Origin of the sequence: Nocardioides caldifontis, from assembly GCF_008087345.1 — a bacterium.
GTDB classification, from domain to species: domain Bacteria; phylum Actinomycetota; class Actinomycetes; order Propionibacteriales; family Nocardioidaceae; genus Marmoricola_A; species Marmoricola_A caldifontis.
In genome coordinates, this window is the sequence record NZ_ML701736.1 from 509,531 (window position 1) to 532,359 (window position 22,829).

Below are 22,829 nucleotides of genomic sequence, written 5' to 3' on the forward strand. Positions count from 1 at the left end.
CCACGAGGGGCGGCTCAACGGGGAGGTCCGCCGGGGACGGGGGCGTCGGGGTCATAGGGCACCCGGGTCATCACGAACGTCGAGGCGACCAGGTGGCTCACCGAGCCGTCCGCCCGCCGGACGACCTCGAGCTCCTCGCCGTGGTGGTAGCCGTCCGCCCCGACCAGCCGGCCGTCGACGAGCCGGAACCGTTCGGGCTCCCCGCCGTCGAGCTCCGACACGAGCAGCGCCGCGCCGTCCCAGGTCATCAGCCGCGGGGTGTTGCCCCAGTGCCAGACGCCCACGAGCTCGGCGACCGCCGGGGGCACCTCGTCGACAGGCTCCCAGGGAGCGACCAGCGACGGCTCGCACTCCTCCAGCGTCTCGAGCAGCCGCCGCGCGACGTCCGCCGTCGAGAGCCCGGTCGTGCAGTTCGCCAGCAGGACCGCGCCCGTGCCGCGCCCCGGGTCCACGAAGAGGCCGGCCTGGAACCCCGGCATCGAGCCGGTGTGGCCCACCAGCGTGCCCGAGCCGCCGGCCACCATCCGCACCCCGAGCCCGTAGCCGTCCCCGACGCCGTCGACGTGGGTCCCCGACTGCGGGGTGGCCATCTCCTCGAGCGTGGCCGGGGAGAGCACGTCGCGGTGGCCGGTGAGCAGGAAGTCGGCGAACGTCGCGAGGTCCATCACCGTGCTCCACAGCTGGCCGGCGGGCGCCATCGCGCCGGTGTCGCTGTGCGGCTCGCGCGCGAGCTCCGGGGTGTACGGCGCCACCGAGTAACCCTGCGCGTGCGGGGCGAACGGGTCGAACGTCGTCCGGGTCATCCCGAGCGGCTGGAGCACGCGCTCCGAGACGCACTCCCACCACGAGCGGCCGTGCAGCCGCGCGACGACCTCGCCGAGCAGCGCGAACCCGACGTTGCTGTAGTGGTGGGTGGCCCCGGGCTCGAACGGCGTCGGGTCCCGCGACAGCGAGGCGGCGAGGTCGGCGAACGAGCCCCCGTCCGTGCGCTCCCACCAGGGACCCGGCGGCTCGGCCGGGATCCCGGAGCCGTGGCAGAGCAGCGCCCGGAGGGTCCGGTCGCCGTGCGCCACCTCGGGCAGGTGCGCGGAGAGCGGGTCGGAGAGCGAGAGCCGGCCCTCGTCGCGGAGCTGCATCACCAGCACCGCGGTGAGCGTCTTGGTGATCGACCCGATGCGGTACTGCAGGTCGGTCGGCCGCACCTCGCTGCCGGTCGCGCTGCCGTAGCCGCCCCGCCACACCAGCGAGCCCTCCCGGGTGAGCGCGGCGGCCACGGACGGCACCCGCCCCCGTCGCTGCTCCGAGGCGAGGACCGCGGTGAGCCGGCGCGCGGTCAGGTCAGCGACGAGAGCCATGGGCTCATTGTCCCGCGAACGCCTCCGGGGCCGGGCAGGCACACACCAGGTTGCGGTCGCCGTACGCCTGGTCGATGCGGGCGACCACCGGCCAGTACTTGTCCGGGTCGTAGCCGGCCGGGAACACCCCGGTCCGCCGGTCGTAAGGCCGGTCCCACTCGTCGGCCGCGAGCACCCGCGCGGTGTGCGGGGCGTGGCGCAGCGGCGACTCCTCGGCGGTCCACTCCCCCGACGCCACCCGCTCGATCTCCTCGCGGATCGCGACCATCGCGGCGACGAACCGGTCGAGCTCGGCGAGGTCCTCCGACTCCGTCGGCTCCACCATCAGCGTCCCGGCGACCGGGAAGCTCATCGTCGGGGCGTGGAACCCGAAGTCGACGAGCCGCTTGGCGACGTCGTCGACCGTCACGCCGGTGCGCTTGGTCAGGTCGCGCAGGTCGAGGATGCACTCGTGGGCGACGAGCCCGCCGTGGCCGGTGTACAGGACCGGGAAGTGCTCCGCGAGCCGCTTGGCCACGTAGTTCGCGCTGAGCACCGCGACCGCGGTCGCCTCGGTGAGCCCCTCGGCGCCCATCATCCGCACGTAGGCCCACGAGATCGGCAGGATGCCGGCGGAGCCGAACGGCGCCGCGCTGACCGGCCCGGTGCCCTCGCGCCGCTCGGGGTCCGGGTGCGCCGGGTGCGTCGGGAGGTACGGCGCGAGGTGCGACCGCACCGCCACCGGACCGACCCCGGGACCACCCCCGCCGTGCGGGATGCAGAACGTCTTGTGCAGGTTGAGGTGCGACACGTCGCCGCCGAACTCACCGGGCTTGGCGAAGCCGAGCAGCGCGTTGAGGTTCGCCCCGTCGACGTACACCTGGCCGCCGTGCTCGTGCACGATGCGGCAGAGGTCGGTGATCGTGTCCTCGTAGGCGCCGTGGGTGGACGGGTAGGTCACCATGATCGCGGCGAGCGAGTCGGCGTGCTTCTCGCACTGCGCCTGCAGGTCGGCGAGGTCGACCGAGCCGTCCGCGTCCGCCTTCACCACGACCACCCGCATCCCGGCCATCACCGCGGAGGCGGCGTTGGTGCCGTGCGCGGACGACGGGATCAGGCAGACGTCGCGCTGCTCCTGACCGTTCGCCCGGTGGTAGCCGCGGATCGCCAGCAGCCCGGCGAGCTCCCCCTGCGACCCGGCGTTGGGCTGGATCGAGACCCGGTCGTAGCCGGTGACCTCCGCGAGCCACCCCTCGAGCTGGTCGACCAGCTCGGCGTACCCTTGCGCGTCCTCGGCGGGCGCGAACGGGTGGAGGTTCGCGAAGCCCGGGAGGCTGATCGGCTCCATCTCGGTCGTCGCGTTGAGCTTCATGGTGCAGGAGCCGAGCGGGATCATCCCGCGGTCCAGCGCGTAGTCGCGGCGCGAGAGTCGGGACAGGTAGCGGAGCATCGAGGTCTCCGACCGGTGGGTGGAGAAGACCTCGTGGGTGAGGTACTCCGTGGTCCGCCGGAGCGGGTCGGGGACGGCGAGGGCGTCGTCGCCGAGCGCGTCCAGGGCCTCCCCGCCGAACGCCTGGACGGCGGCGAGCAGGTGGTGCTCCTTCGTGGTTTCCGAGGTGGAGACGCCCACGGTGTCGGCGTCGACCTCGCGCAGGTGCACGCCGGCGTCCCGTGCGCGGCCGACCACCTCCGCGGCGCGCCCCGGCACCCGGACGGTGAGGGTGTCGAAGAACGCGTCGTGCACCACCTCGACCCCTGCGGCGCGGAGCGCGGCAGCGAGCCGGAGCGCCTTGAGGTGGGTGGCCCGGGCGATCTCTCGGATCCCCTCGGGGCCGTGGTACACGGCGTACATCGCGGCGACGACGGCCAGCAGCACCTGTGCGGTGCAGATGTTCGAGGTCGCCTTGTCCCGGCGGATGTGCTGCTCGCGGGTCTGCAGCGCGAGCCGGTACGCCGAGCGCCCCTCCGCGTCGACCGAGACCCCGACGAGCCGGCCGGGCAGGTGGCGCTCGAGCCCGGAGGCGACCGCCATGTACCCGGCGTGCGGCCCGCCGTAGAACAGCGGCACTCCGAACCGCTGGGTGTTTCCCACCGCGACGTCCGCGCCGAGGGTGCCGGGCGACTCCAGGAGCGCGAGGCCGAGCAGGTCGGCGGCGACCACGGCGAGCGCGTTGCGCTCGTGCGCAGCCTCGATCACCGACCGCGGGTCCCAGACCCGGCCGGACGCGCCGGGGTACTGCACCAGCACGCCGGAGAGCTCGCCGTCCGGGAGCCCGTCGGTCGCGAGGTCTGCGACGACCACGTCGATCCCCATCGCGGCCGCGCGGGTGCGGACCACGGCGATGGTCTGCGGAAGCGCGTCGGCGTCGACGACGAACGCGCCGCTGGCCTTGCGGTTGGCGCGACGGACGAGCGTCATCGCCTCGGCCGCGGCAGTGCCCTCGTCGAGCAGGGAGGCGTTCGCGGTCGGCAGCCCGGTCAGGTCACCGACCATCGTCTGGAAGTTCAGCAGCGCCTCGAGCCGCCCCTGCGAGATCTCCGGCTGGTACGGCGTGTAGGCGGTGTACCAGGCCGGGTCCTCCAGCACGTTGCGGCGTACGACGGCGGGCGTGACCGTGCCGGAGTAGCCGAGCCCGATCATCGGTTCGAGCGGGTTGTTGCGGCCGGCCAGCGCACGGAGCTCGGCGGCGGCGGCCTCCTCGTCGACGGGCTCGGGGAGACCGAGCTCGTCGGCGGTGCGGATGCCACCGGGGACCGCGGCGGCCATCAGCTGCTCGAGCGAGTCGAAGCCGAGGGCCTTGAGCATCGCGGTCTGCTCGGCCTGGTCCGGGCCGACGTGGCGGTCGGCGAAGGCGTGGGCCCCGTCGGTGGTGCGGCGGGCGGACGGTTCCGAGATCGGCACTGAGGCTCCCAACGAGGATGACGGTCGGTCGCCTCCCCTTCTGTCGACCGCGGCCCACGCGTGGGCCGGTCTCCAGAGGTGCCTCAGCTGTGCGGTCCTGGTGCCTGAGAGGTTCCGGGGAGGAAGTTGCCCCTTCGGCGCCCGCGAGGTGGGTCCAGCGGACTCTCCCGCACAGGTCGACGGCGCGGCCACATTACCAGCCGCGTCGGACGGGGATCAGCCGGTGAGCTTCGCCCGGCGCCGCGCGGAGAGCTCGTCCTCCGCGGAGGACTCGACCGCCTCGGGCTGGCCGGCCTTCTCGCTGGGGAGCTCGGCGAGCGACCCCTCGATCTCGCGCCAGACCCCGCCGATCGCGATCCCGAAGACGCCCTGCCCGCCCTGGAGCAGGTCGATGACCTCGTCGTTGGAGGTGCACTCGTAGACCGACGCCCCGTCGCTCATCAGCGTCACGCGGGTCAGGTCGTCGGTGCCGCGGTCGCGCAGGTGCTGCACGGCGGTGCGGATCTGCTGGAGGGAGATCCCGGCGTCGAGGAGCCGCTTGATGACCTTGAGCAGCAGGATGTCGCGGAAGGAGTAGAGCCGCTGGGTGCCCGAGCCGGTCGCGCCCCGGACGCTCGGCTCGACGAGCCCGGTGCGGGCCCAGTAGTCGAGCTGCCGGTAGGTGATGCCGGCGGCGTTGCACGCGGTGGGGCCGCGGTAGCCGACGTCCGAGGGGAGCGGCGAGACGTCGTCGTCGAAGAGCAGCCCCTGCTCCCCGGCGACCGCCTCGGCCTGCAACGCCGCGGACGGATCACTCTGCGGCGCCGTCTTGTCGCCCTTACCAGTCACGGTGACCTCCACCAGAGTCTCTTCGTGAGCTGCAGCTCCGGGGAAGCCGGACCGTGACCTGGGAGGAGCACACCGGTGGAACTACAACGAAGACAGTTCACCGTATTCCCCCGGAAGTGGCCGGTCAAAGATCCGGCGACCTCGAGGCCGGCGTGTCGCGACCTTCAACCTCTGCTTGAAGGTGAGCCTTCTCGAGGCCCGGACGGCGACGATCAGGGCGGCTCAGGGCTCCTCGAAGTCCTCCGGCGACACCGAGTCGAGGAACTCGCGGAACTTCTCCACCTCGTCCTCCTCCTCCTCGGGCACCTCGAGGCCGGCCTCGTCGAGGACGTCCTCGGCGCAGACGATCCGGGAGCCGGTGCGCAGGGCCAGCGCGATGCTGTCCGAGGGTCGGGCGCTCACCTCGGCGCCGGAGGAGAGCACGAGCACGGCGTAGAACACCCCGTCGCGCATCTCGGTGATCCGGACCTCGCTCAGCTCGTTGCCGGTGGCCCCGATCAGGTCCTTCATCAGGTCGTGGGTGAGCGGGCGCGGCGGGACGACGCCCTGCTGGGCGAACGCGATCGCGGTGGCCTCGACGGCGCCGATCCAGATCGGGAGGTACCGGTCGCCGGTCACCTCGCGCAGCAGCACGATCGGCTGGTTCGACGGCATCTCCACCCGGACACCCACCACATCGACTTCGCGCACGGCTCCACCCTACTCCCGGCCGGTCACGCCGTCGGGGCGCCGGACCACGACCTCGCGGCAGCGGGGAACCGGTCAGCGGAGGCTGCGCAGCCCGACCTTGACGAGAACGGCGTGCAGCCGCACCGACAGCGCGGCGATCTGGCTCATGACCTCCTGGGCCCGCCCCTCGGCGCCCTCGTCCCGGCTCCGCCGGATCGGGGCGGCGACCTGCTCGACGAGCCCGACCTCGCGGTCGGCGGCGGTCTTGAAGGCCCGGAGGTGGCGCGGCTCGATCCCGAACTCGGCCAGCTGGGCGACGGTGCGGGCGATCACGATCGCCTCGTTGTCGTACGGCGCGGAGCCGGGCCTCGGCACGACCAGCCCGAAGCTCTCGAGCTCGGAGAGGAGCCGCTCGTCGATCTCGGCCGCGGCGAGCAGCTCGCGGCGGGTCAGCCGGAGCCGCGAGCTCTCGGGGTCGAAGCTCTCCTTGGTCGGGTAGCCGTCGGGCGCGAGCGCCAGCCGGGGCACCTGGGGGCCCGGGGTGAGCGGCGGCGGCTCGAGCCCGCGGTCGAGGGCGTCGAGGTGCTCGCGGATCACCTTCAGCGGCAGGTGGTGGTCGCGCTGCAGGGTGAGGGCGTAGCGCAGCCGCGCGACGTCGTCCTCGGAGTACTTCCGGTAGCCCGCGGGGGTCCGCGTCGGCCGCACGAGGTCCATCGACTCGAAGTAGCGGAGCTTGCTCAGCTCGAGCGAGGGGAAGTCCTCACGCAGCCGCGCGTGGACCTCGCCGATGTTCATCCGCCCGACGGCGGTCGACGCCTCGGTCACGTCGCGGCTCACCGGGCGGCGGCACCTGCGTGGCTGGCGAAGAACACCAGGCGGAACTTGCCGATCTGGACCTCGTCACCGCCCTGGAGCACGACCTGGTCGATGCGGTCGCGGTTGACGTAGGTGCCGTTGAGGCTGCCGACGTCGCACACCGTGAACCCCTCCGGCCCGCGGCGGAACTCCGCGTGGCGCCGCGAGACGGTGACGTCGTCGAGGAAGATCTCGCTGTCGGGGTGGCGCCCCACCGTCACCACGTCGGTGTCGAGGAGGAACCGGCTGCCGGCGCTCGGTCCGCGCTGCACGACGAGCAGGGCGCTGCCGGCCGGGAGCGCATCCACGGCAGCGGCGTCTGCGTCGTTGAGCGGCCGGTCCTCGGCCGCCTCGCTCTTCGCGGGCGCGCCGAACGTCATGGTCGCGGTCGTGTCCGTCGGCTCCGCGGCCGCGCCACCGGCGTCGTCGGCGGTGAGCAGACGGGTGCCGCACTGGGCGCAGAACCGGGCGTCGTCAGGGTTCCGGCGACCGCACGCGGTGCAGAACGGCATGTCATCCTCCCTGGTTCCGGGGGGGACCTCGGGCACGGGTCGACGGGCGGTCGCCCGACTCCCCGGAGAGGCCGTGGGAAACCTTCAACCGCAAGTCGAGGTTGATGGTTCCCGCAACCTACCAGGGCGCGACGGCCCCACCAACCGGGTCGGCGGCACCCCGTCCCTCCGGGGGTCAGTCCAGCGTGGCCTGGTACTCCGAGGCGGACATCAACCCGTCGACCGCGGCCGCGTCCGTCGGCTCCAGATCGAAGAGCCACCCCTCGCCGTACGGATCGCTGTTGACCAGCTCCGGTGAGCTGTCGAGCTGCTCGTTGCGCGCGACGACCTTCCCCGACACCGGGACGTAGACGTCGCTGACGGACTTGGTCGACTCGAGCTCGCCGACCGCGCTGCCCGCCTCGACCTCGTCACCGACCTCCGGCAACGAGACGAAGACGATGTCGCCGAGCGCCTCCTGGGCGTAGTGGGTGATCCCGACCCGGACCGAGCCCTCGGCGCCGCCGGGGGTGCGCACCCACTCGTGCTCTGACGTGTACTTCAGCTCCTCGGGGTACAACGGCTCTCCTCAGGGTCGCGCGGCGGGGCGGCGCCACCTTACTGCGCGGGCGCCGGTAAGGCGTGCTCCCTACTCCTCGTCGACCGGCTCGGAGAACTCGGTGGGGACCGGCTCGCGGGTGGTGCCCACCTCGACCTGGTCGAGCTGCTCGACCGAGACCCCGCCCCCGACCTGCTCGACCTCGTCGGTGAAGCCGCTGTCGAAGCCGAGCGCGCTCTCCAGCGTCCCCGGGTCGCCGATCACGTCGAGGACGTACGGCGGTGCGAGCGCCACCCCGTCGACGACGAGCCCGCCCTCGGCGTCGTCGCTCATCCCGGTCTGGGCGACCACCCGCACGGCGTCGTTGATCTCGACCGCCTCCGCGCCGGCGTTGCGGAGCTCCTGCAGCCCGTTGAGGAGCTGGTCGGTGCCCACGGTGCCCGGCCGGGCCTCGACGGTGATCCGGATCCCGGGTCCCACGGCCGGCAACGTGCCGCTCAGGATCCCGAGCTGCTCGGCCTGCTGACGTGCCACGGCCAGCGCGGTGCGGGTCGCCTCGGCGTCGGTGCGGAGCGAGTCACGGGTGGCGCGGAGCTCGGTCAGCTCGGCCTCGGCGCGGTCGGTGGCCAGTGAGAGCGTGTTGATCAGCGCGATGAGGTCGGCCTGGCGGGCGCCCTGGAAGACGTCGTCCTGGTCGGTGGCGTTGACCTGCGCCACGGCGGCGAACCCGAGCACGCCGAGCAGCACCGCGGCCACGGCCTGCCCGCGGCTCCACCGCCAGCGGAAGGCATGGCGGAGCCGCTCACGACCGGTGGGGGCGCCGTCGGCACCCGTCGGCGGGCGCACCGGCGCCACCGCCTCGGGCGGGTGCTCCTCCGGGTGGGGCTGGGGTCGCGACGTCATGCCTGTCGGTCCTCGGCCGGCTCAGGCGTGGAACAGGTGGCGCCGGATGGCGGCCACGTTGGAGAAGATGCGGATCCCGAGCACGACGATCACGCCGGTCGAGAGCTGGCCGCCGACGCCGAGCTGGTCGCCGAGGTAGACGATCACCGCCGCGATCAGCACGTTGCTGACGAACGAGACCACGAAGACCTTGTCGTCGAAGATCCCGTCGAGGTAGGCCCGGAGGGCGCCGAAGACCGCGTCGAGCGCGGCGACGACGGCGATCGGGAGGTAGGGCTCGAGCCAGAACGGGACGTCGGGACGCAGGAAGAGCCCCAGCAGCACGCCGGCGAGCAGCCCGAGGACGCCGATCACGGTGCGGTCCTCATCGGGTGGTCCTCATCGGGCGCTCCTCGGCGTGCGGGCGTGGCGCAGGGTCACGGGCGGTGCGGCCGGCACGGTCAGGGACTCCTCCGTCGTCATGTCGAACCTCAGGCGGTAGACCGACCTCAGATTCAACCACCACGATCCACCCGCGGAGTCCACGAACCGCGCGGCGAGCTGGTCGGGATCGCCGAGCGCGGTCACGACGTACGGGCGGCTCAGCGACCGCAGGTTGACGGTGATCGCGCCGCCCGCGACCCGGATCGAGCTCAGGGCGGTCATCCGCTGCCCGTTGACCGCCACCGCCTCGGCCCCGGAGAGCCAGAGCCCGTTGACGAGCTTCTGCAGGTCGGTGTCGAGCACGGTCCCGCCGGCGGTCTCGCCCGCCGCGGCGCCGTCGGAGCCCGGGCTGTCGTCGACGACGATGCGCAGCCCCGGGCCGGACGCGGCTTCGGTGCCGGCGCCGACCCCGAGCTCGGTGAGCTGGGCGCGGAGGTTGCGCCCCTCCTCGGAGGCGGCGAGCGCGTCGTCCTGGACCCGCTCGACCGCCCGGCGCAGGGTCACGACCTCGCGGCGCGCGGCGTTCAGCTCCTGGCGCCGCTCCTGCGCCTCGGCCCGCAGCGACTCCTGCGACTCCTGGCGGATCGGCTCGGTGCGGGCGGTCTGCACGGCCGCGGTCGTGAGCAGCGCGCCGAACGCGGCGGTGACGGCGATGGTGAGGAGGCGCCGCGAGCTGCGCCCGCCGGTCCTCCCGTCGTCGTCGCCCGTGCTTCGCCGCTTGCGCTCGGAGACCAGCTGGTAGTCCTCGTCGAGCGAGCCGGCGGTGATGCGGTCGAGGAGCCCGGTCGTGTGCAGTGCCGGCACCCGACGGGGACGCGGCTCCTCCTCGTCGGCGGTCACGGCGCTCCCCCTCCTCTCCGTGCCGGGGTTCGCCGCGACCCGCGGGGCCGTCGGGGCAGCGGCGGAGTCGTGGTCAGCAGCCGGCGCACCTGCCAGGCATAGAGGACACCCGCCCACCAGTACATCCCGATACCCCAGACCGCGAACGCCCAGCCGAACACGCGGGCGACCAGCGCGACCGTGCTGTCGCCGTCGCCGAGCAGCAGCAGCGGGAAGGCGTAGATCAGCGCGGCGGTAGCCGCCTTGCCGAGGAAGTGGACCGGGAGCGCGCTGTAGCCGCGGGTGCGGAGGAACGGCACGAGCAGCCACAGGAAGACGTCGCGCGCGGGGAGCCCGACGACGAGCCAGAGCGGGATGATCTCGCGCACGCCGAGGGCCACGACCGCCGCGAGGATGTAGAGCCGGTCGGCGACCGGGTCGAGCAGCGCGCCGAGCTTCGAGGTCTGGTCGAGCCGGCGGGCGAGGTAGCCGTCGAGGTAGTCGCTGAGCCCGATGGCGACGAGCACGCCGACCGCCGCGGCGTCCGCCTCGGGCCCGAGGACCAGCCACACGAAGAGCGGGAGCAGCGCGAGCCGCACCGCGCTCAGCGCGTTCGGGATCGTGAGGATGCGGTCCGAGGTCCCGCGGGCCCGGACGCCCTGCGTCTCGTGGTGCGCCGCCACCCTCGTGTCGCTCCTCTTCCCGCCCCGTCGTCCGCGGGCGCAGGGCGACCGCTCCTCCGTCCGCCGTCGCGGCTCCGAGGTCACCTTAGTCGCCCGATCGGCCCGGCCCCGGACATGGGGAGAGGCCGCACACTTGGGGGACGTGCGGCCTCTCGTGCCGGTGCACCGGCATGGGGGGTGGTGGCACCGACGAGCGCCCAGGGCGGGGGCCCCCGGGCACCCTCCCATGCTAGGACGACGCCATTACAAAAGCGACGAAACGGACGAGATGTCGTTCAGGCGAGGCTGCGCCCGCAGCGCGGGCAGTGCTGCCGCGTCCAGACGTCGAGCTGCTGCCCGCAGCGGCAGGCGGCCGCTCGCGTGCCCCGGGGCGGCTGGGGCTTCCGGGTGTCGCGTACCGGTGCCACGCTCTTCTCACCCACGTCACTGACCTCCCAGTATCAGCTCGTGACCGAGGTCCCAGGGAACCAGCGAGGTGGTCCCGAAGACCACGATTCCCGACCCAATGACCCGAAGGTGCGCCTTCCCGCCCGCCGGATCAACCCGCCACGCGGCAGGCCGGCCAGATCGCCGTAGTCATTCGGGCCCATGGTCCCCCGCGCCTGTGCCCTCCGGGCGCGACCACCCGGGCCGTCCGGCGGGAATTCGTCCTTATCTCCCGATTGGGGGTTACTTCTGACCTTGCGCCCCACCGATACTGGCGAGGCGCTCACGTGGGGACGGGAACGCAGCCCGGCGGGCGGCCATGGGGAGCCGCCCCGGGCAACGAGAGGGGTTGGGGAACCAGATGGGGACGACGACGCTGCACCGTCGCGACGTGATGCGCGCGGTCATCGAGAGCTCGCGGTCGACGGGTGACCGGGTCGCGCCGTGGGCCGGGCTGGCCGGGCTCGCCGAGCACTTCGACGGCGAGGACGACCTGCTCGTCGAGATGCACCGCGAGTGGCTGCGGGTGCTCGTCGGCCGGCTCCACCGCGGCGAGGTCGTCGCCCAGCGCACCCCCGCCAACGTCCGCGACCTCTACGACGAGATGTGCGCCGCCCACCCGACCCTGCGCGGGATCCTCGACGCCCACGAGCTCAACCCGGCCCTCTGGGAGCCGACCGAGCGCGAGCACGCCCTGCTCGCCCGCATCGCCGGGCTCGCGCCGGAGGGCACCCCGGCGGAGAACGCCGCCGCGCTGGGCCGTTCGCTGGTCAAGCAGCGCATCCCGGTGCAGCGCAGCACCCTGCGCTGATCCTCATGACCCTGCGCTGAGCGTCAGGCGAGGTCCCGGCGGAACCGCGCCGGGGTCACCCCGCGCCACCGCTTGAAGGCGTGCACGAAGCTCGACGCCTCGGCGTAGCCGAGCCGCTGGGCGACGTCCTCGACGTCGAGCACGCCGGTGCCGAGCATCTCCTCGGCCAGCGACCGGCGGACTTCGTCCAGGAGTGCCTGGTAGGAGGTGCCGGCCTCGGTCAGCCTCCGCCGCAACGTGCGCGTGCTCATCGCGTGGGCCGCTGCCGCGGTGGCCATCGTGACGTCGTGCGCGACGTTGCGGGTCAGCCAGAGCCGCAGCTCCTCAACGAGCCCGCCGCTCCCCCGGCGCCCAGCCACCACCTGCCGGCACAACTCCTCGGCCAGCGCCTGGCTGTGGGGGTTGCCCTGCGGCAGCCGCCGGTGGAGCTGGTCGACCCCGATCCGCAGGAGCGTGGCCGGCCGGTCGAACCGCACGCGTGACCCCAGCAAGGCTTCGTGACGCGCCGCGTCCCGCGGTGCCGGGAACGCGAGTTCGACCGAGGCGAGCGGCGTGCCGCCGGGCACGAGCTCGGCGAGCACCGTGGCGACGGCGGCGGCGTCGCGCTCCACCAGGAGCCGGGCGAGGTCGGGCGGGAGCGCCGCCGCGTCGAGCTCCACGACGACCTCCTCCCCCACCACCCGTGCTGCGGGGGAGCTGAAGGCGTAGCTGAGGTCGAGGAACCGCAGCGCGAGGTTCATCGCGTCGAGGAGCGTGCGGCTGCTGAGCAGTGCGAAGCCGAGGATGCCGAACGAGGTGACGTGGTAGCGGGCGCCGAGCTCGACGCCGAGCGCCACTCGCCCGGGCATCGCGGACCGGAGGTTCCGCAGCGCCGCGAGCTCGGCCGACGCGGGCACCAGGGCCGCGGGGTCGGCCAGCGCCGCCTCCCCCACGCCGGTCCCGTCGAGCACCGTCCCGGCCGCCACGCCGTGCGCCGCGGCGAAGTCGACGACCACGGTCAGCGCGGCGACGCTGCGCGGGAAGTCCCAGTGCCGGGCGGCCGGCGGCTCGAGCCGGAGGGAGCGAGCGCGGGCCATGGCCGGAATTATCAATCCGATGGCCGCGCCTGTCTCCCTCGGGGCGCCGCGGCTCCCTAGCCTGACCCGCGTGACGGCGACCAGGACCACCCCCGACCGAGCCCCCACCGCCCCCGCGACCGGGGGCCGGCCGTCCGGGGGCCCGCGGCGCACCCTGAGGGCGGTCGTCGTCGGAGCGGGGTTCGGCGGGCTCGCCGCGGCACGCGAGCTGCGCCGACGCGGTGTCGCGGAGGTGACGGTGCTCGAGAAGGGCGACCGCGTCGGCGGGGTCTGGCGCGACAACACCTATCCCGGCGCCGCCTGTGACGTCCCGTCGTCGCTCTACTCCTACTCCTTCGCCCCGAAGCCGGACTGGTCGCGGAGGTACGGCGAGCAGGACGAGATCCTCCGCTACATCGAGGAGGTCGCCGCGCGCGAAGAGCTGCTCGACCTGGTCCGCACCCGCACGGAGGTCACCTCGGCGACGTACGACGAGGAGCGGTGCCGCTGGACCGTCGCGACCCGGACCGCCGACGGCACCACCGAGGAGCTCGACGTCGACCTCGTGGTCTTCGCCGTCGGCCAGCTGTCGCGTCCCCACGTCCCGCCGCTGCCGGGGATCGCGTCGTTCCGCGGCCCCGCCTTCCACTCCGCGGAGTGGGACCACGACCTCGAGCTGGCCGGGAAGCGCGTCGCGGTCGTGGGCACCGGCGCCAGCGCGATCCAGTTCGTCCCCCACCTGGCCCGGGCCGCCGGCCACGTCACCGTCTTCCAGCGCTCGGCGCCGTACGTCGTGCCGAAGCCGGACCGTGCGTACACCCGGCTGCACCACCACGCCTTCCGCCGCTTCCCCCGCACCCAGGGGTTCGGTCGTGAGCTGACCCGCACCCTGAGCGAGCTGCTGAACCGCACTCTCGGCGAGGACACCGTGCTCACCAAGGCGTTCGTGGCGGCGTTCCGGCTCCACCTCCGCCACCAGGTCGCCGACCCGGCGCTGCGCGCGAAGCTGCTCCCGGACTACGCGGTCGGCTGCAAGCGGCTGCTGTTCTCCAACGACTGGTACCCCGCGCTCACCCGCGACGACGTCGAGGTGGTCACCCACGCGGTCGTCGAGGTCACCCCCGACGGGGTTCGGGCCTCCGACGGCACGTTCCACCCCGCGGACGTCATCGTCTACGGGACCGGGTTCAAGGCGACCGAGTTCCTGACGCCCGTCGAGGTGACCGGTCGGGGCACCACCCTGGCCGAGAGCTGGGCCGACGAGGCCCACGCCTACCTCGGCATGACGGTCCCGCAGTTCCCCAACCTCTTCGTGGTCTACGGCCCGAACACGAACCTCGGCGGCAGCTCGATCCTGTCGATGATCGAGTGCCAGACCGGCTACCTCGGCCAGCTTGTCGACCGGCTGCTCACCGGGGAGCTCGAAGTCGCCGAGGTCCGCGAGGACGTCGCGGCCGGGTTCGACCGCGAGGTGCAGGAGCGGCTCTCCCGCAGCGTCTGGGCCTCCGGGTGCTCGAGCTGGTACCAGGAGGCCGACGGCCGGATCACCACCAACTGGCCCGGCACCGTGCAGGAGTACCGCGAGCGGACCGCGGTCCTCCAGCCGTCCGACTTCGTGAGGACGGCCGCTCCGCTCCGCGTCTCCCGCTCGGCTTAGACGCCGCCCGGACGGGTACGACTCGTCCGACGGAAGCGAAGGAGAAGTGTGATGGACGCTGCACCGATGGTGGTGCTGGTGATCGTCCTCGCGGTCATCCTGGTCGGAGGGTTCCTCGTCCTCTGGAAACGTGACAAGGACCGTTCCCACGAGGTGGCCGAGGACTCCGGCCGGTTCAACAGCGACCCGGCCCAGCACTACGACGACCGAGGGAACCCCGGCCGCTGACCGCGGCACGACACGGGGAGGAAGAGGGAGAAATGACGTTCATCCTGTGGCTGATCGCCGTCGTGCTGGTGATCGCCGGAATCGTGCAGATCATCCGTGGCGGTGTGCTGCCCGGCATCGTCCTCATCGTCGTCGGGCTGCTGGTCGGCCCCGGCGGAGTCAGCATCTTCGGCTAGCCGGGGCACCGGCGTCGCGAGGGGGAAGAGGAGGGAGGGATGCCGCGGCTCCGCACGGTCTCGACACGGGACCCTGGCTGGCGCCGCGTCCACCACGGACGCGGCTTCCGTTACCTCGACACGGACGGCAACCCGCTGGACAAGGCGGACGTCGAGCGGGTCAAGTCGCTGGTCATCCCGCCCGCCTGGCGGGACGTGTGGATCTCGCCGTACCCCAACGCGCACCTGCTCGCGGTCGGCACCGACGACGCCGGACGGCGGCAGTACCTCTACCACCCCGCCTGGCGGGCGAAGCGTGACGAGGCGAAGTTCGACCGGGTGATCGAGATGGCCACCCACCTGCCGGACGTACGTCGTCGGCTGCGTGCCGACCTCGCCCGCGACCGGACGACCGGGCTGCCCCGCGACACCGTCCTCGCGGCGGCGGTGCGCCTCGTCGACCTCGGCTGCTTCCGGCTCGGCTCCGACACCTACACCGAGCAGAACGGCAGCTACGGGCTGACGACGCTGGAGCGGCGTCACGTCCGGCGCCGCAACGGCTGCTGCGTCTTCTCGTTCGTCGGCAAGGCCGGGGTCGAGCACGAGATCACCGTCGACGAGCCGGACCTGTGCCAGGTGCTCGACCGGATGACACGACGCCGGAAGCCCGAGGCCCGGCTGCTCTCCCTGAAGGACGGCCGGCAGTGGGTGCCGCTTCAGCCGGTGGACATCAACGAGTACATCCGCGAGCTGTTCGGGCTCGAGGTGACCGCGAAGGACTTCCGCACCTGGCACGCGACCGTCCACGTCGCGAACGCGTTGGGCGAGGCCGCCCTGGGCCGCAACCCCGAGGGCAAGCCTCCCTCCAGCAAGAAGGCCCGGCAGCGCGCGGTGCGCCAGGCGGTGGTCAGTGCCTCCGAGCTGCTCGGCAACACTCCCACGGTCTGCCGCTCGTCGTACGTCGACCCGCGGGTCATCGACCTCTTCGAGTCCGACGTGACGATCGCGAAGGACCTCGAGCGGCTCCCGGACGACCAGGACGAGGCCCGCGACCGGTTGGACGAGGCCGTCGTCCGGCTCCTCACCGACTGACCCGGGTGTCGAGCCGCCCCTCGTGGCGGGCCAGAACCGGCTCAGAGCCGGCGGAGCTTGAGCACGTCCATGAGGTAGCGGGCCGCCTCACGCCCCTCGGCGCGCGCGACCTCCACCGCCCGGGGCACGTCGAGCTCGGCGGCCAGCGCCTCGAGCACCGCGTCGTGGCGCTCGCTGTGCACACCCGGCCCGCCGGCCAGCTCGTCGAGCTCCGCGAGCAGCCGGGCGGCGTCCTCGAAGACCCGCTCCTCGCACTCCCAGGGCTCCGACCACGGCCGGTGCAGCAGCGCGAGCCGCAGCGCGGCGCCGGAGTACCGCTCCAGAAGCTCCGAGACCAGCACGAGGTTCCCGGTCGACTTCGCCATCTTGCGCCCCTCGCGGCGCACCTCGCCGACGTGCACCGTGGTCCGCGCGAACGGCGCGGAGCCGGTCGCCGCCTCCACCATCGCGGCCTGGTAGGCGTGGTGCGGGAAGGCCAGGTCGACGCCGCCGAGGAGCACGTCCACGGTGCTGCCCAGGGCGCTCACCGCCATCGCGGCGCACTCGGCGTGCCACCCCGGACGGCCCCAGCCCCACGGGCTGGGCCACGCCGGGTCGCTCTCGCCGGAGGGCCGCCAGACCGGCACGTCGAAGGGCGACTCGCGGCCCGGGACGCCGGCCTGGTCGCCGTACTCCTGGGAGGCGGTGAGCGCGGCCTCCTCCGAGAGCCCGGCGGCAGCCGGGAGGTCGCCGCCGCGGAAGTAGACGAACCCCTCGGACTCGTACGCCGCGCCCACGTCGAGCAGCGCGGCGGCGAGCCGGGCGACGGCGGCCACGTGGGCGCGGGCCCGCGGGGTGAGCGCCGGGGTCGCGACCGACAGCGCGCGCATGTCGCGGTCGAAGAGGAACTCCTGGGTCAGCGCGAGCTCGTCGTAGGGACGGCCGCGGGTGCGCGCCGCCGTGGTGAGCACGTCGTCGACGTCGGTGACGTTGCGCGCGACCAGCGCCTCGCCGCCGGTCGCGTGGGCGAGGGTCGCCACCAGGTCCGCCCACACGAAGGTCGCGGCGTGGCCCACGTGGGTCACGTCGTACGGCGTGATGCCGCAGGTGTACATCCGCAGCGGACCGACCGGGAGCAGCCGGCGGCCGGCCACCACGAGAGGGACGGCCGGACGCTCGCGGAGCCGGTAGCGTCCCTCGACGCCGACGACGCCCGAGGAGGTGGGAGGGGGGTTCGCGCCGGGAGCAGCCACCCCTCGATCATGCCTCAGCCGGGGCCGGGTGCCGTGAGGTGGCCCCGGAGGTCGCCGAGGATCCGGCTGAGGATCCGCGAGACCTGCATCTGGCTGACGCCGATCGCCTTGCCGACCTCGGTCTGGGTGAGCCCCTCGACGAAGCGCAGCTCGAGCACCCGCCGGTCGCGGTCGGACAGCTCGCGGATCAGCGGGCCGAGCACCGTCCGGTGCTCGCTGAGCACGAAGGCCGGGTCCTCCTCGCCGATGCAGCCGCCGAGGGTCGCGCTTCCGGACCCGTCGACGTCCATCGGCCGGTCGAGCGAGTCGGGGCTGTAGCAGGAGTCGACCGCGAGCGCCTCGATCACCGTCTCCTCGCCGACGCCGATCGCGGCCGCCATCTCGGGGACGGTGGGCTCGCGGCCGAGCCGCTGCACGAGCTCGGGGCGGCAGGAGTTCATCAGCAGCTGGGCCTCCTGCACCCGCCGCGGGGGCCGCACGGTCCAGCCGGCGTCGCGGAAGTGCCGCTTGAGGGCGCCGCGGATGCTGGGGACCGCGTAGGCGAGGAAGTCGCACTCCCGGTCGAGGCGGAAGTCGCGCACGACGCGGACGAGGGCGAGCCGCGCGACCTGCTGGAGGTCGTCCTGCGGGACGCCACGGTTGGAGTAGCGGGACGCGATGCCGTCGGCCACCGAGAGGTTCAGCGTGACGAGCTCGTCGCGCAGCCGGGACCGCTCCTCCTCGTCCGAGCTCTCCTCCAGGGCCAGGAAGAGGTCGTGGGTGCGTCGCGCCCGCTCCCGCTCGCCGTGCGAGTCCTGGAAGCTGCTGCGTTCGAGGATGGCGGTCATACGTCCGACCTCCTGGTGGGGCGGGAACGCACGCGGCCGCTTCCTGACCTGCGCTCCCACGAGCAAGGTCCCCGTGGCTACTCCAGGTAAACACCTGGGACGCGGAACCGCTAGATCACACCGGGGTCGAGCGGGGCACCGTCCTCCGGGGCGTCGTCGAGCGCGTCGTCGGAGACGACCGGCACGGTCAGCGCCTCCTCGGGCTTCTGGGTGAGGACCGTGTCGATGTAGTCGCGTGCCGTGTCGAAGATGTCCACCTCGTGGCCCGCGCGCTCCGAGAGGTACCACCGGTGCACCAGCACCTCGTGGAACAGCTCGGGCGGCTCGAGCCGGCCGCGCAGCTGCCGCGGCACCATCCGGACCAGTGGCTCGTACACCTCGGTGAGCCAGCGGTGCGCAGCCACCTCGCGGCTCTCGTCCTGCAGCCCGTGGTGGGCGATGAACCGGGCGATGTCGTTGAGCATCCGCCGGGCCTGCGCCTCCTCGACGTCGAGCCCGGTGAGGGTGCGGAGCTCGCGCCGGTGGTGGCCGGCCTCGACGACCCGCGGGCTGAGCCGGATCCGGGTGCCGTCGGCCTCGGTCCGGATGTCCATCTCCTCCACGTCGAAGCCGAGGTCGTGGAGCGACTCCATCCAGCGGTCCAGCGACGCCGGCTCGTTGATGCCGATCTCGGTCTCGCCGGTGAGGGTGTTCCACAGCGCCCGGTAGCGGTCGTCGATGCGGTCCACGACGTCGGACGGGTCGATGTCGGACTCGAGGAGCTCGGCGGCCTGGAGGTCGAGGAGCTCGCCGAAGACGTTCTCCCGGCCGACGAGGAGGTCGTGCTCGCGCTGCTGCGCGGAGAGCTCGGGGTGCAGCTCGCCGGTCTCCGCGTCGACGAGGTATGCCGCGAATTCCCCCGCGCTGCGTCGGAACAACGCGTTGGAGAGCGACACGTCGCCCCAGTAGAAGCCGGCGAGGTGGAGCCGCACGAGCAGCACGACGAGGGCGTCCATCAGCTGCGGGAGGCTGTCGGCGCGCATCCCGCGGGCGAACAGCGACCGGTAGGGCAGGGAGTACCTCAGGTGTCGGGTCACGAGCGCCGAGGGCAGCCACTCCCCGTCCTTGTCCTTGCGCCCGGTGACGACGGCGCGCGGCGCGACCGTCGGCAGCCCGAGCTTCTTGAGGTCGCGGAGCAGGTGGTACTCGCGCCGGGCGATGAGCTCGTCGGTCTCCTTGACCGCACAGGTCGTGTCGCCCACGCGCACGAAGCGGACCACGTGCCGGGAGAGGCCGCGCGGAAGCATGATCACGTGCCGCTCCGTCCACGACTCGAGCGGCTGGTCCCACGGCAGGAGGAAGAGCTCCGGCGTGGGCTGCGTCGCCAGGATCCGCAGCGTCATGCAGCCCAGGGTAGGCGCAGGGCCCGTCCCACCCGGTCAGCCGATGACGAGCACCAGGTCGCCGCCGTCTACCTGCTGGGTGCCGCCGAGCGCCACCCGCTCGACCGTCCCGCCGACCGGGGCGGTGATGGAGGCCTCCATCTTCATCGCCTCGATCGTCGCCACCGTCGCGCCCGCCTCGACCTGGTCGCCCTCGGAGACCACGGGGGTGACGACCCCGCCGAACGGCGCGGCGACGTGCCCCTTGTTCGTGGGATCGGCCTTCTCCGCGGTGGGGGCGTCCGAGGCGACCGACCGGTCGCGGACGTTGATCGGCCGGAGCTGCCCGTTGATCGTGCACATCACGGTGCGGATGCCGCGCTCGTCGGGCTCGCTGACCGCCTCGAGCCCGAGGAGCAGCGTCTTGCCCTCCTCGATCTCGACGGTGTGCTCGTCGCCGCCCCGCAGCCCGTAGAGGTAGTCGCGGGTGTCGAGCACCGAGACGTCGCCGTACTTCTCGCGCGCCTCGGCGAAGTCGGTCGTCGGGCCGGGGAAGAGCAGCGCGTTGAGCGTGGTGCGCCGGTCCGTCCCGAGCCCGGCGCGCTGGTCGTCGGTGAGCTCCTCGAGGTGCTTCTTCGGCTCGCGGCCCTCCAGCGCCTTGGTGCGGAACGGTTCGGGCCAGCCACCGGGCGGGTCGCCGAGCTCGCCGGAGAGGAAGCCGACCACCGAGTCGGGCACGTCGAAGCGGCCCGGGTCCTCGGAGAACTCGACGGGGTCGACGCCGGCGCCCACCAGGTGCAGCGCCAGGTCGCCGACGACCTTCGAGCTCGGGGTCACCTTGACGATGTTGCCGAGGATGTCGTTGGCCGCGGCGTACATGTCCTCGACCTGCTCGAACCGCTCCCCCAGCCCGAGCGCGACGGCCTGCTGGCGCAGGTTCGACAGCTGCCCGCCGGGGATCTCGTGGCGGTAGACCCGCCCCGTCGGGGAGGCGAGCCCCGACTCGAACGGCGCGTAGACGCGGCGCACCGCCTCCCAGTAGGGCTCCAGGTCGTTGACCGCCCGGAGGCTCAGCCCGGTCTCGCGGTCGGTGTGGTCGGTCGAGGCGACCAGCGACGAGAGCGCGGGCTGGCTGGTGTTGCCGGCCATCGAGGCGACCGCCGCATCGACCGCGTCCACGCCGGCGTCGATCGCCGCGAGCAGCGTCGCGAGCTGGCCGCCAGGCGTGTCGTGGGTGTGCAGGTGCACGGGCAGGTCGAACCGCTCCCGCAGCGCGGTGACCAGCGTCCGTGCCGCAGGCGCCCGCAGCAGCCCGGCCATGTCCTTGATCGCCAGGACGTGCGCGCCGCCCTCGACGATCCGCTCGGCCAGCGCCAGGTAGTAGTCGAGGGTGTAGAGCTTCTCGCCGGGGTCGGAGAGGTCGCCGGTGTAGCAGAGGGCGACCTCCGCGACCGCGGTGCCGGTGGCGCGGACCGCCTCGATCGCCGGCCGCATCTGCTCGACGTCGTTGAGCGCGTCGAAGATCCGGAAGACGTCGAGCCCGGTGTCGACGGCCTCGGCCACGAACGCGTCGGTGACCTCGGTGGGGTACGGCGTGTAGCCGACCGTGTTGCGGCCGCGGAGCAGCATCTGCAGGCAGATGTTCGGGACGGCCTCCCGCAGCTTGGCGAGCCGCTCCCACGGGTCCTCGGAGAGGAACCGCAGCGCCACGTCGTACGTCGCCCCGCCCCATGCCTCCAACGACCACAGCTCCGGTGTCAGCCGGCTGACGTGGCCACCGACCGCCACCAGGTCCTTGGTGCGGACCCTGGTGGCGAGCAGCGACTGGTGCGCGTCGCGGAAGGTGGTGTCCGTGACCGCCACCCGGGTCTGCTCGCGCAGCCGCCGGGCGAACTCCTCCGGCCCCACCTCGCGGAGCAGGTCCCGGCTCCCCTTCGGCACCTCGCCGCCGTCCAGCGCCGGCAGCTTGGTCACCGGGTCGACGTCGACCGGGCAGGGGCCGTGCGGCTGGTTGACGGTGACGTCGGCGAGGTAGGTCAGCAGCTTGGTGCCGCGGTCCGCGCTCGACCGGGCGGTGAGCAGCGCCGGGTGGGTCTCGATGAACGCCGTCGTCACCCGGCCCGCGGCGAAGTCGGGGTCGTCGAGGACCGCCTGGAGGAACGGGATGTTCGTCGCCACGCCGCGGATCCGGAACTCCGCCACCGCCCGCCGGGCCCGTTCGACCGCGGTGGTGAAGTCGCGACCCCGGCAGGTCAGCTTGGTGAGCATCGAGTCGAAGTGCGCCGACACCTCGGCCCCGGTGTAGGTCGTGCCGCCGTCGAGCCGGATCCCCGCGCCGCCCGGGGAGCGGTACGTCGTGATCACGCCGGTGTCGGGGCGGAACCCGTTGGCGGGGTCCTCGGTGGTGATGCGGCACTGGAGGGCGGCGCCGCGGAGCACGACGCGGTCCTGCGCGAGCCCGAGGTCGGCGAGGGTCTCGCCGGACGCGATCCGCATCTGGGCCCGGACCAGGTCGACGTCGGTGACTTCCTCGGTGACCGTGTGCTCGACCTGGATCCGCGGGTTCATCTCGATGAAGACGTAACGGCCCTGCGGGTCGAGGAGGAACTCGACGGTGCCGGCGTTGACGTAGCCGATCTCCCGGGCGAACCGGACGGCGTCGGCGCAGATCCGCTCGCGGAGCCCGGGGTCGAGGTTCGGCGCCGGGGCGATCTCGACGACCTTCTGGTGGCGCCGCTGGACCGAGCAGTCGCGCTCGTAGAGGTGGATGACGTCGCCGGTCGCGTCGGCAAGCACCTGCACCTCGATGTGCCGCGGGTCGACCACCGCCTGCTCGATGAACACCGTCGGGTCGCCGAAGGCGCCCTCGGCCTCGCGCATGCAGGTCTCGACGGCCTCACGCAGCTTGTCGCGCTCCTCGACCCGCCGCATCCCCCGGCCGCCGCCGCCGGCGACCGCCTTGACGAAGAGCGGGAGCTCCATGTCCTGGGCCGCCTCGACGAGCGCGTCCGCGTCGGTGGAGGGCTCGACGCTGTCGAGCGTCGGCACCCCGGCGGCGCGGGCCGCGGCGATGGCGCGGGCCTTGTTGCCGGTCAGCTCGAGCACCTCGGCGCTCGGCCCCACGAAGGTGATCCCCGCCCGGGCGCAGGCCTCGGCGAGCTGCGGGTTCTCCGACAGGAAGCCGTAACCCGGGTAGACCGCGTCGGCGCCCGCGCGGACCGCGGTCGCGACGATCCCCTCCGGGTCGAGGTACGCGCGGACCGGGTGGCCGCGCTCCCCGATCTCGTAGGCCTCGTCCGCCTTCAGCCGGTGCTCCGACCCGCGGTCCTCCCAGGGGAACACCGCGACCGTCTGCGCCCCGAGCTCGTAGGCCGCACGGAACGCACGGATCGCGATCTCGCCGCGGTTGGCCACCAGCACCTTCGAGAACATCGGATCCCCTCGTCGTCCTCGGGCCGCTCCGCCCCCGTGCACGGTCGACCCCCTGCGAGGCCACACCCTCTCACGCGGGTGCGCCGG

The 22,829-nt window shown here is 73.2% G+C and carries 21 protein-coding genes and 1 riboswitch; of the genes, 5 read left to right on the top strand and 16 right to left on the bottom strand.

Annotation, left to right across the window (positions count from 1 at the left end; all coding sequences use genetic code 11):
- Window positions 1-14: 14 nt before the first annotated feature.
- The 11 genes from FIP57_RS05255 to clsA form a co-directional block, all read right to left on the bottom strand.
- Window positions 15-1,355 carry a serine hydrolase domain-containing protein gene (locus FIP57_RS05255; RefSeq protein WP_148572440.1) on the bottom strand — a complete coding sequence of 447 codons (1,341 nt, stop codon included), beginning with the start codon at window positions 1,353-1,355 and terminating at the stop codon, window positions 15-17.
- 4 nt (window positions 1,356-1,359) lie between these two features.
- A complete protein-coding gene (gene gcvP, locus FIP57_RS05260) occupies window positions 1,360-4,140 on the bottom strand; it encodes an aminomethyl-transferring glycine dehydrogenase (protein WP_238993308.1) in 2,781 nt (926 codons plus the stop codon).
- A 178-nt stretch (window positions 4,141-4,318) separates the two neighbouring features.
- Window positions 4,319-4,416, bottom strand: a riboswitch (glycine riboswitch).
- A gap of 36 nt (window positions 4,417-4,452) precedes the next feature.
- Window positions 4,453-5,076 (bottom strand): MerR family transcriptional regulator, encoded by a 624-nt coding sequence (locus FIP57_RS05265; protein WP_148572441.1) that lies wholly within the window; start codon window positions 5,074-5,076, stop codon window positions 4,453-4,455.
- Window positions 5,077-5,286: 210 nt separating this feature from the next.
- Entirely contained in the window at window positions 5,287-5,754 is a 468-nt protein-coding gene (locus FIP57_RS05270; protein ID WP_148572442.1) for a bifunctional nuclease family protein, read from the bottom strand.
- 72 nt (window positions 5,755-5,826) lie between these two features.
- Window positions 5,827-6,570, bottom strand: a complete 744-nt coding sequence (gene ftsR / locus FIP57_RS05275; RefSeq protein WP_238993292.1) for a transcriptional regulator FtsR — start codon at window positions 6,568-6,570, stop codon at window positions 5,827-5,829.
- The gene (locus FIP57_RS05280; protein WP_148572443.1) at window positions 6,567-7,100 is read right to left on the bottom strand and encodes an FHA domain-containing protein; all 534 of its coding nucleotides are present in this window, start codon (window positions 7,098-7,100) and stop codon (window positions 6,567-6,569) included. The genes ftsR and FIP57_RS05280 overlap by 4 nt, the downstream gene beginning before the upstream one ends.
- Window positions 7,101-7,275: 175 nt before the next feature.
- Window positions 7,276-7,659: a glycine cleavage system protein GcvH gene (gcvH, locus tag FIP57_RS05285; RefSeq protein ID WP_148572444.1), complete on the bottom strand. Its 384-nt coding sequence runs from the start codon at window positions 7,657-7,659 to the stop codon at window positions 7,276-7,278.
- A 69-nt stretch (window positions 7,660-7,728) separates the two neighbouring features.
- The gene (locus FIP57_RS05290) at window positions 7,729-8,541 is read right to left on the bottom strand and encodes a DUF881 domain-containing protein (protein ID WP_148572445.1); all 813 of its coding nucleotides are present in this window, start codon (window positions 8,539-8,541) and stop codon (window positions 7,729-7,731) included.
- 21 nt (window positions 8,542-8,562) lie between these two features.
- Complete coding sequence (locus FIP57_RS05295; RefSeq protein ID WP_148572446.1) at window positions 8,563-8,895, bottom strand: small basic family protein; 333 nt, start codon at window positions 8,893-8,895, stop codon at window positions 8,563-8,565.
- Between the two features lie 24 nt (window positions 8,896-8,919).
- Window positions 8,920-9,804: a DUF881 domain-containing protein gene (locus FIP57_RS05300; protein WP_148572447.1), complete on the bottom strand. Its 885-nt coding sequence runs from the start codon at window positions 9,802-9,804 to the stop codon at window positions 8,920-8,922.
- On the bottom strand, window positions 9,801-10,466 hold the full coding sequence (gene clsA, locus FIP57_RS05305; protein ID WP_238993293.1) for a cardiolipin synthase ClsA: 666 nt from the start codon (window positions 10,464-10,466) through the stop codon (window positions 9,801-9,803). The genes FIP57_RS05300 and clsA overlap by 4 nt, the downstream gene beginning before the upstream one ends.
- A 775-nt stretch (window positions 10,467-11,241) precedes the next feature.
- Between clsA and FIP57_RS05310 the strand changes: the two genes are divergently transcribed.
- Window positions 11,242-11,703 (top strand): hypothetical protein, encoded by a 462-nt coding sequence (locus FIP57_RS05310; RefSeq protein WP_148572449.1) that lies wholly within the window; start codon window positions 11,242-11,244, stop codon window positions 11,701-11,703.
- 23 nt (window positions 11,704-11,726) lie between these two features.
- On the opposite strand, the gene FIP57_RS05315 is transcribed toward FIP57_RS05310, so the two are convergent.
- Window positions 11,727-12,779, bottom strand: a complete 1,053-nt coding sequence (locus FIP57_RS05315; protein ID WP_148572450.1) for an AraC family transcriptional regulator — start codon at window positions 12,777-12,779, stop codon at window positions 11,727-11,729.
- 70 nt (window positions 12,780-12,849) lie between these two features.
- Here FIP57_RS05315 and FIP57_RS05320 point away from each other — a divergent pair, with 70 nt between their 5' ends.
- Genes FIP57_RS05320 through FIP57_RS05325 form a run of 4 tightly spaced genes read left to right on the top strand, consistent with a single transcriptional unit; the run spans window position 12,850 to window position 15,890 of the window.
- Window positions 12,850-14,415 (top strand): flavin-containing monooxygenase, encoded by a 1,566-nt coding sequence (locus tag FIP57_RS05320; protein WP_238993294.1) that lies wholly within the window; start codon window positions 12,850-12,852, stop codon window positions 14,413-14,415.
- A gap of 51 nt (window positions 14,416-14,466) precedes the next feature.
- A complete protein-coding gene (locus FIP57_RS23100) occupies window positions 14,467-14,643 on the top strand; it encodes a hypothetical protein (RefSeq protein WP_162529687.1) in 177 nt (58 codons plus the stop codon).
- 32 nt (window positions 14,644-14,675) lie between these two features.
- Window positions 14,676-14,819 (top strand): GPGG-motif small membrane protein, encoded by a 144-nt coding sequence (locus FIP57_RS23560; protein ID WP_203231064.1) that lies wholly within the window; start codon window positions 14,676-14,678, stop codon window positions 14,817-14,819.
- Window positions 14,820-14,858: 39 nt separating this feature from the next.
- Window positions 14,859-15,890: a DNA topoisomerase IB gene (locus FIP57_RS05325; protein ID WP_148572452.1), complete on the top strand. Its 1,032-nt coding sequence runs from the start codon at window positions 14,859-14,861 to the stop codon at window positions 15,888-15,890.
- A gap of 41 nt (window positions 15,891-15,931) precedes the next feature.
- Here the strand turns inward: FIP57_RS05325 and FIP57_RS05330 are convergent, their stop codons facing one another.
- The 4 genes from FIP57_RS05330 to FIP57_RS05345 form a co-directional block, all read right to left on the bottom strand.
- Window positions 15,932-17,122, bottom strand: coding sequence for a class I tRNA ligase family protein (locus FIP57_RS05330; protein WP_203231065.1), 1,191 nt, complete (start codon window positions 17,120-17,122; stop codon window positions 15,932-15,934).
- A gap of 14 nt (window positions 17,123-17,136) precedes the next feature.
- Complete coding sequence (locus FIP57_RS05335; RefSeq protein WP_148572453.1) at window positions 17,137-17,949, bottom strand: sigma-70 family RNA polymerase sigma factor; 813 nt, start codon at window positions 17,947-17,949, stop codon at window positions 17,137-17,139.
- A gap of 110 nt (window positions 17,950-18,059) precedes the next feature.
- On the bottom strand, window positions 18,060-19,331 hold the full coding sequence (locus tag FIP57_RS05340; RefSeq protein ID WP_148572454.1) for a DUF4032 domain-containing protein: 1,272 nt from the start codon (window positions 19,329-19,331) through the stop codon (window positions 18,060-18,062).
- Window positions 19,332-19,367: 36 nt separating this feature from the next.
- On the bottom strand, window positions 19,368-22,742 hold the full coding sequence (locus tag FIP57_RS05345) for a pyruvate carboxylase (RefSeq protein WP_148572455.1): 3,375 nt from the start codon (window positions 22,740-22,742) through the stop codon (window positions 19,368-19,370).
- Between the last annotated feature and the right edge of the window lie 87 nt (window positions 22,743-22,829).

Excerpts from the sequence above, each read along its gene's own strand:
- FIP57_RS05255 (WP_148572440.1), bottom strand. The coding sequence starts at position 1,355 with ATGGCTCTCGTCGCTGACCTGACCGCGCGCCGGCTCACCGCGGTCCTC.
- gcvP (WP_238993308.1), bottom strand. The coding sequence starts at position 4,140 with ATGCTCAAGGCCCTCGGCTTCGACTCGCTCGAGCAGCTGATGGCCGCC.
- FIP57_RS05345 (WP_148572455.1), bottom strand. The coding sequence starts at position 22,742 with ATGTTCTCGAAGGTGCTGGTGGCCAACCGCGGCGAGATCGCGATCCGT.
- FIP57_RS05315 (WP_148572450.1), bottom strand. The coding sequence starts at position 12,779 with ATGGCCCGCGCTCGCTCCCTCCGGCTCGAGCCGCCGGCCGCCCGGCAC.
- FIP57_RS05325 (WP_148572452.1), top strand. The coding sequence starts at position 14,859 with ATGCCGCGGCTCCGCACGGTCTCGACACGGGACCCTGGCTGGCGCCGC.
- FIP57_RS05340 (WP_148572454.1), bottom strand. The coding sequence starts at position 19,331 with ATGACGCTGCGGATCCTGGCGACGCAGCCCACGCCGGAGCTCTTCCTC.
- FIP57_RS23560 (WP_203231064.1), top strand. The coding sequence starts at position 14,676 with ATGACGTTCATCCTGTGGCTGATCGCCGTCGTGCTGGTGATCGCCGGA.
- FIP57_RS23100 (WP_162529687.1), top strand. The coding sequence starts at position 14,467 with ATGGACGCTGCACCGATGGTGGTGCTGGTGATCGTCCTCGCGGTCATC.
- FIP57_RS05335 (WP_148572453.1), bottom strand. The coding sequence starts at position 17,949 with ATGACCGCCATCCTCGAACGCAGCAGCTTCCAGGACTCGCACGGCGAG.
- FIP57_RS05290 (WP_148572445.1), bottom strand. The coding sequence starts at position 8,541 with ATGACGTCGCGACCCCAGCCCCACCCGGAGGAGCACCCGCCCGAGGCG.
- FIP57_RS05280 (WP_148572443.1), bottom strand. The coding sequence starts at position 7,100 with ATGCCGTTCTGCACCGCGTGCGGTCGCCGGAACCCTGACGACGCCCGG.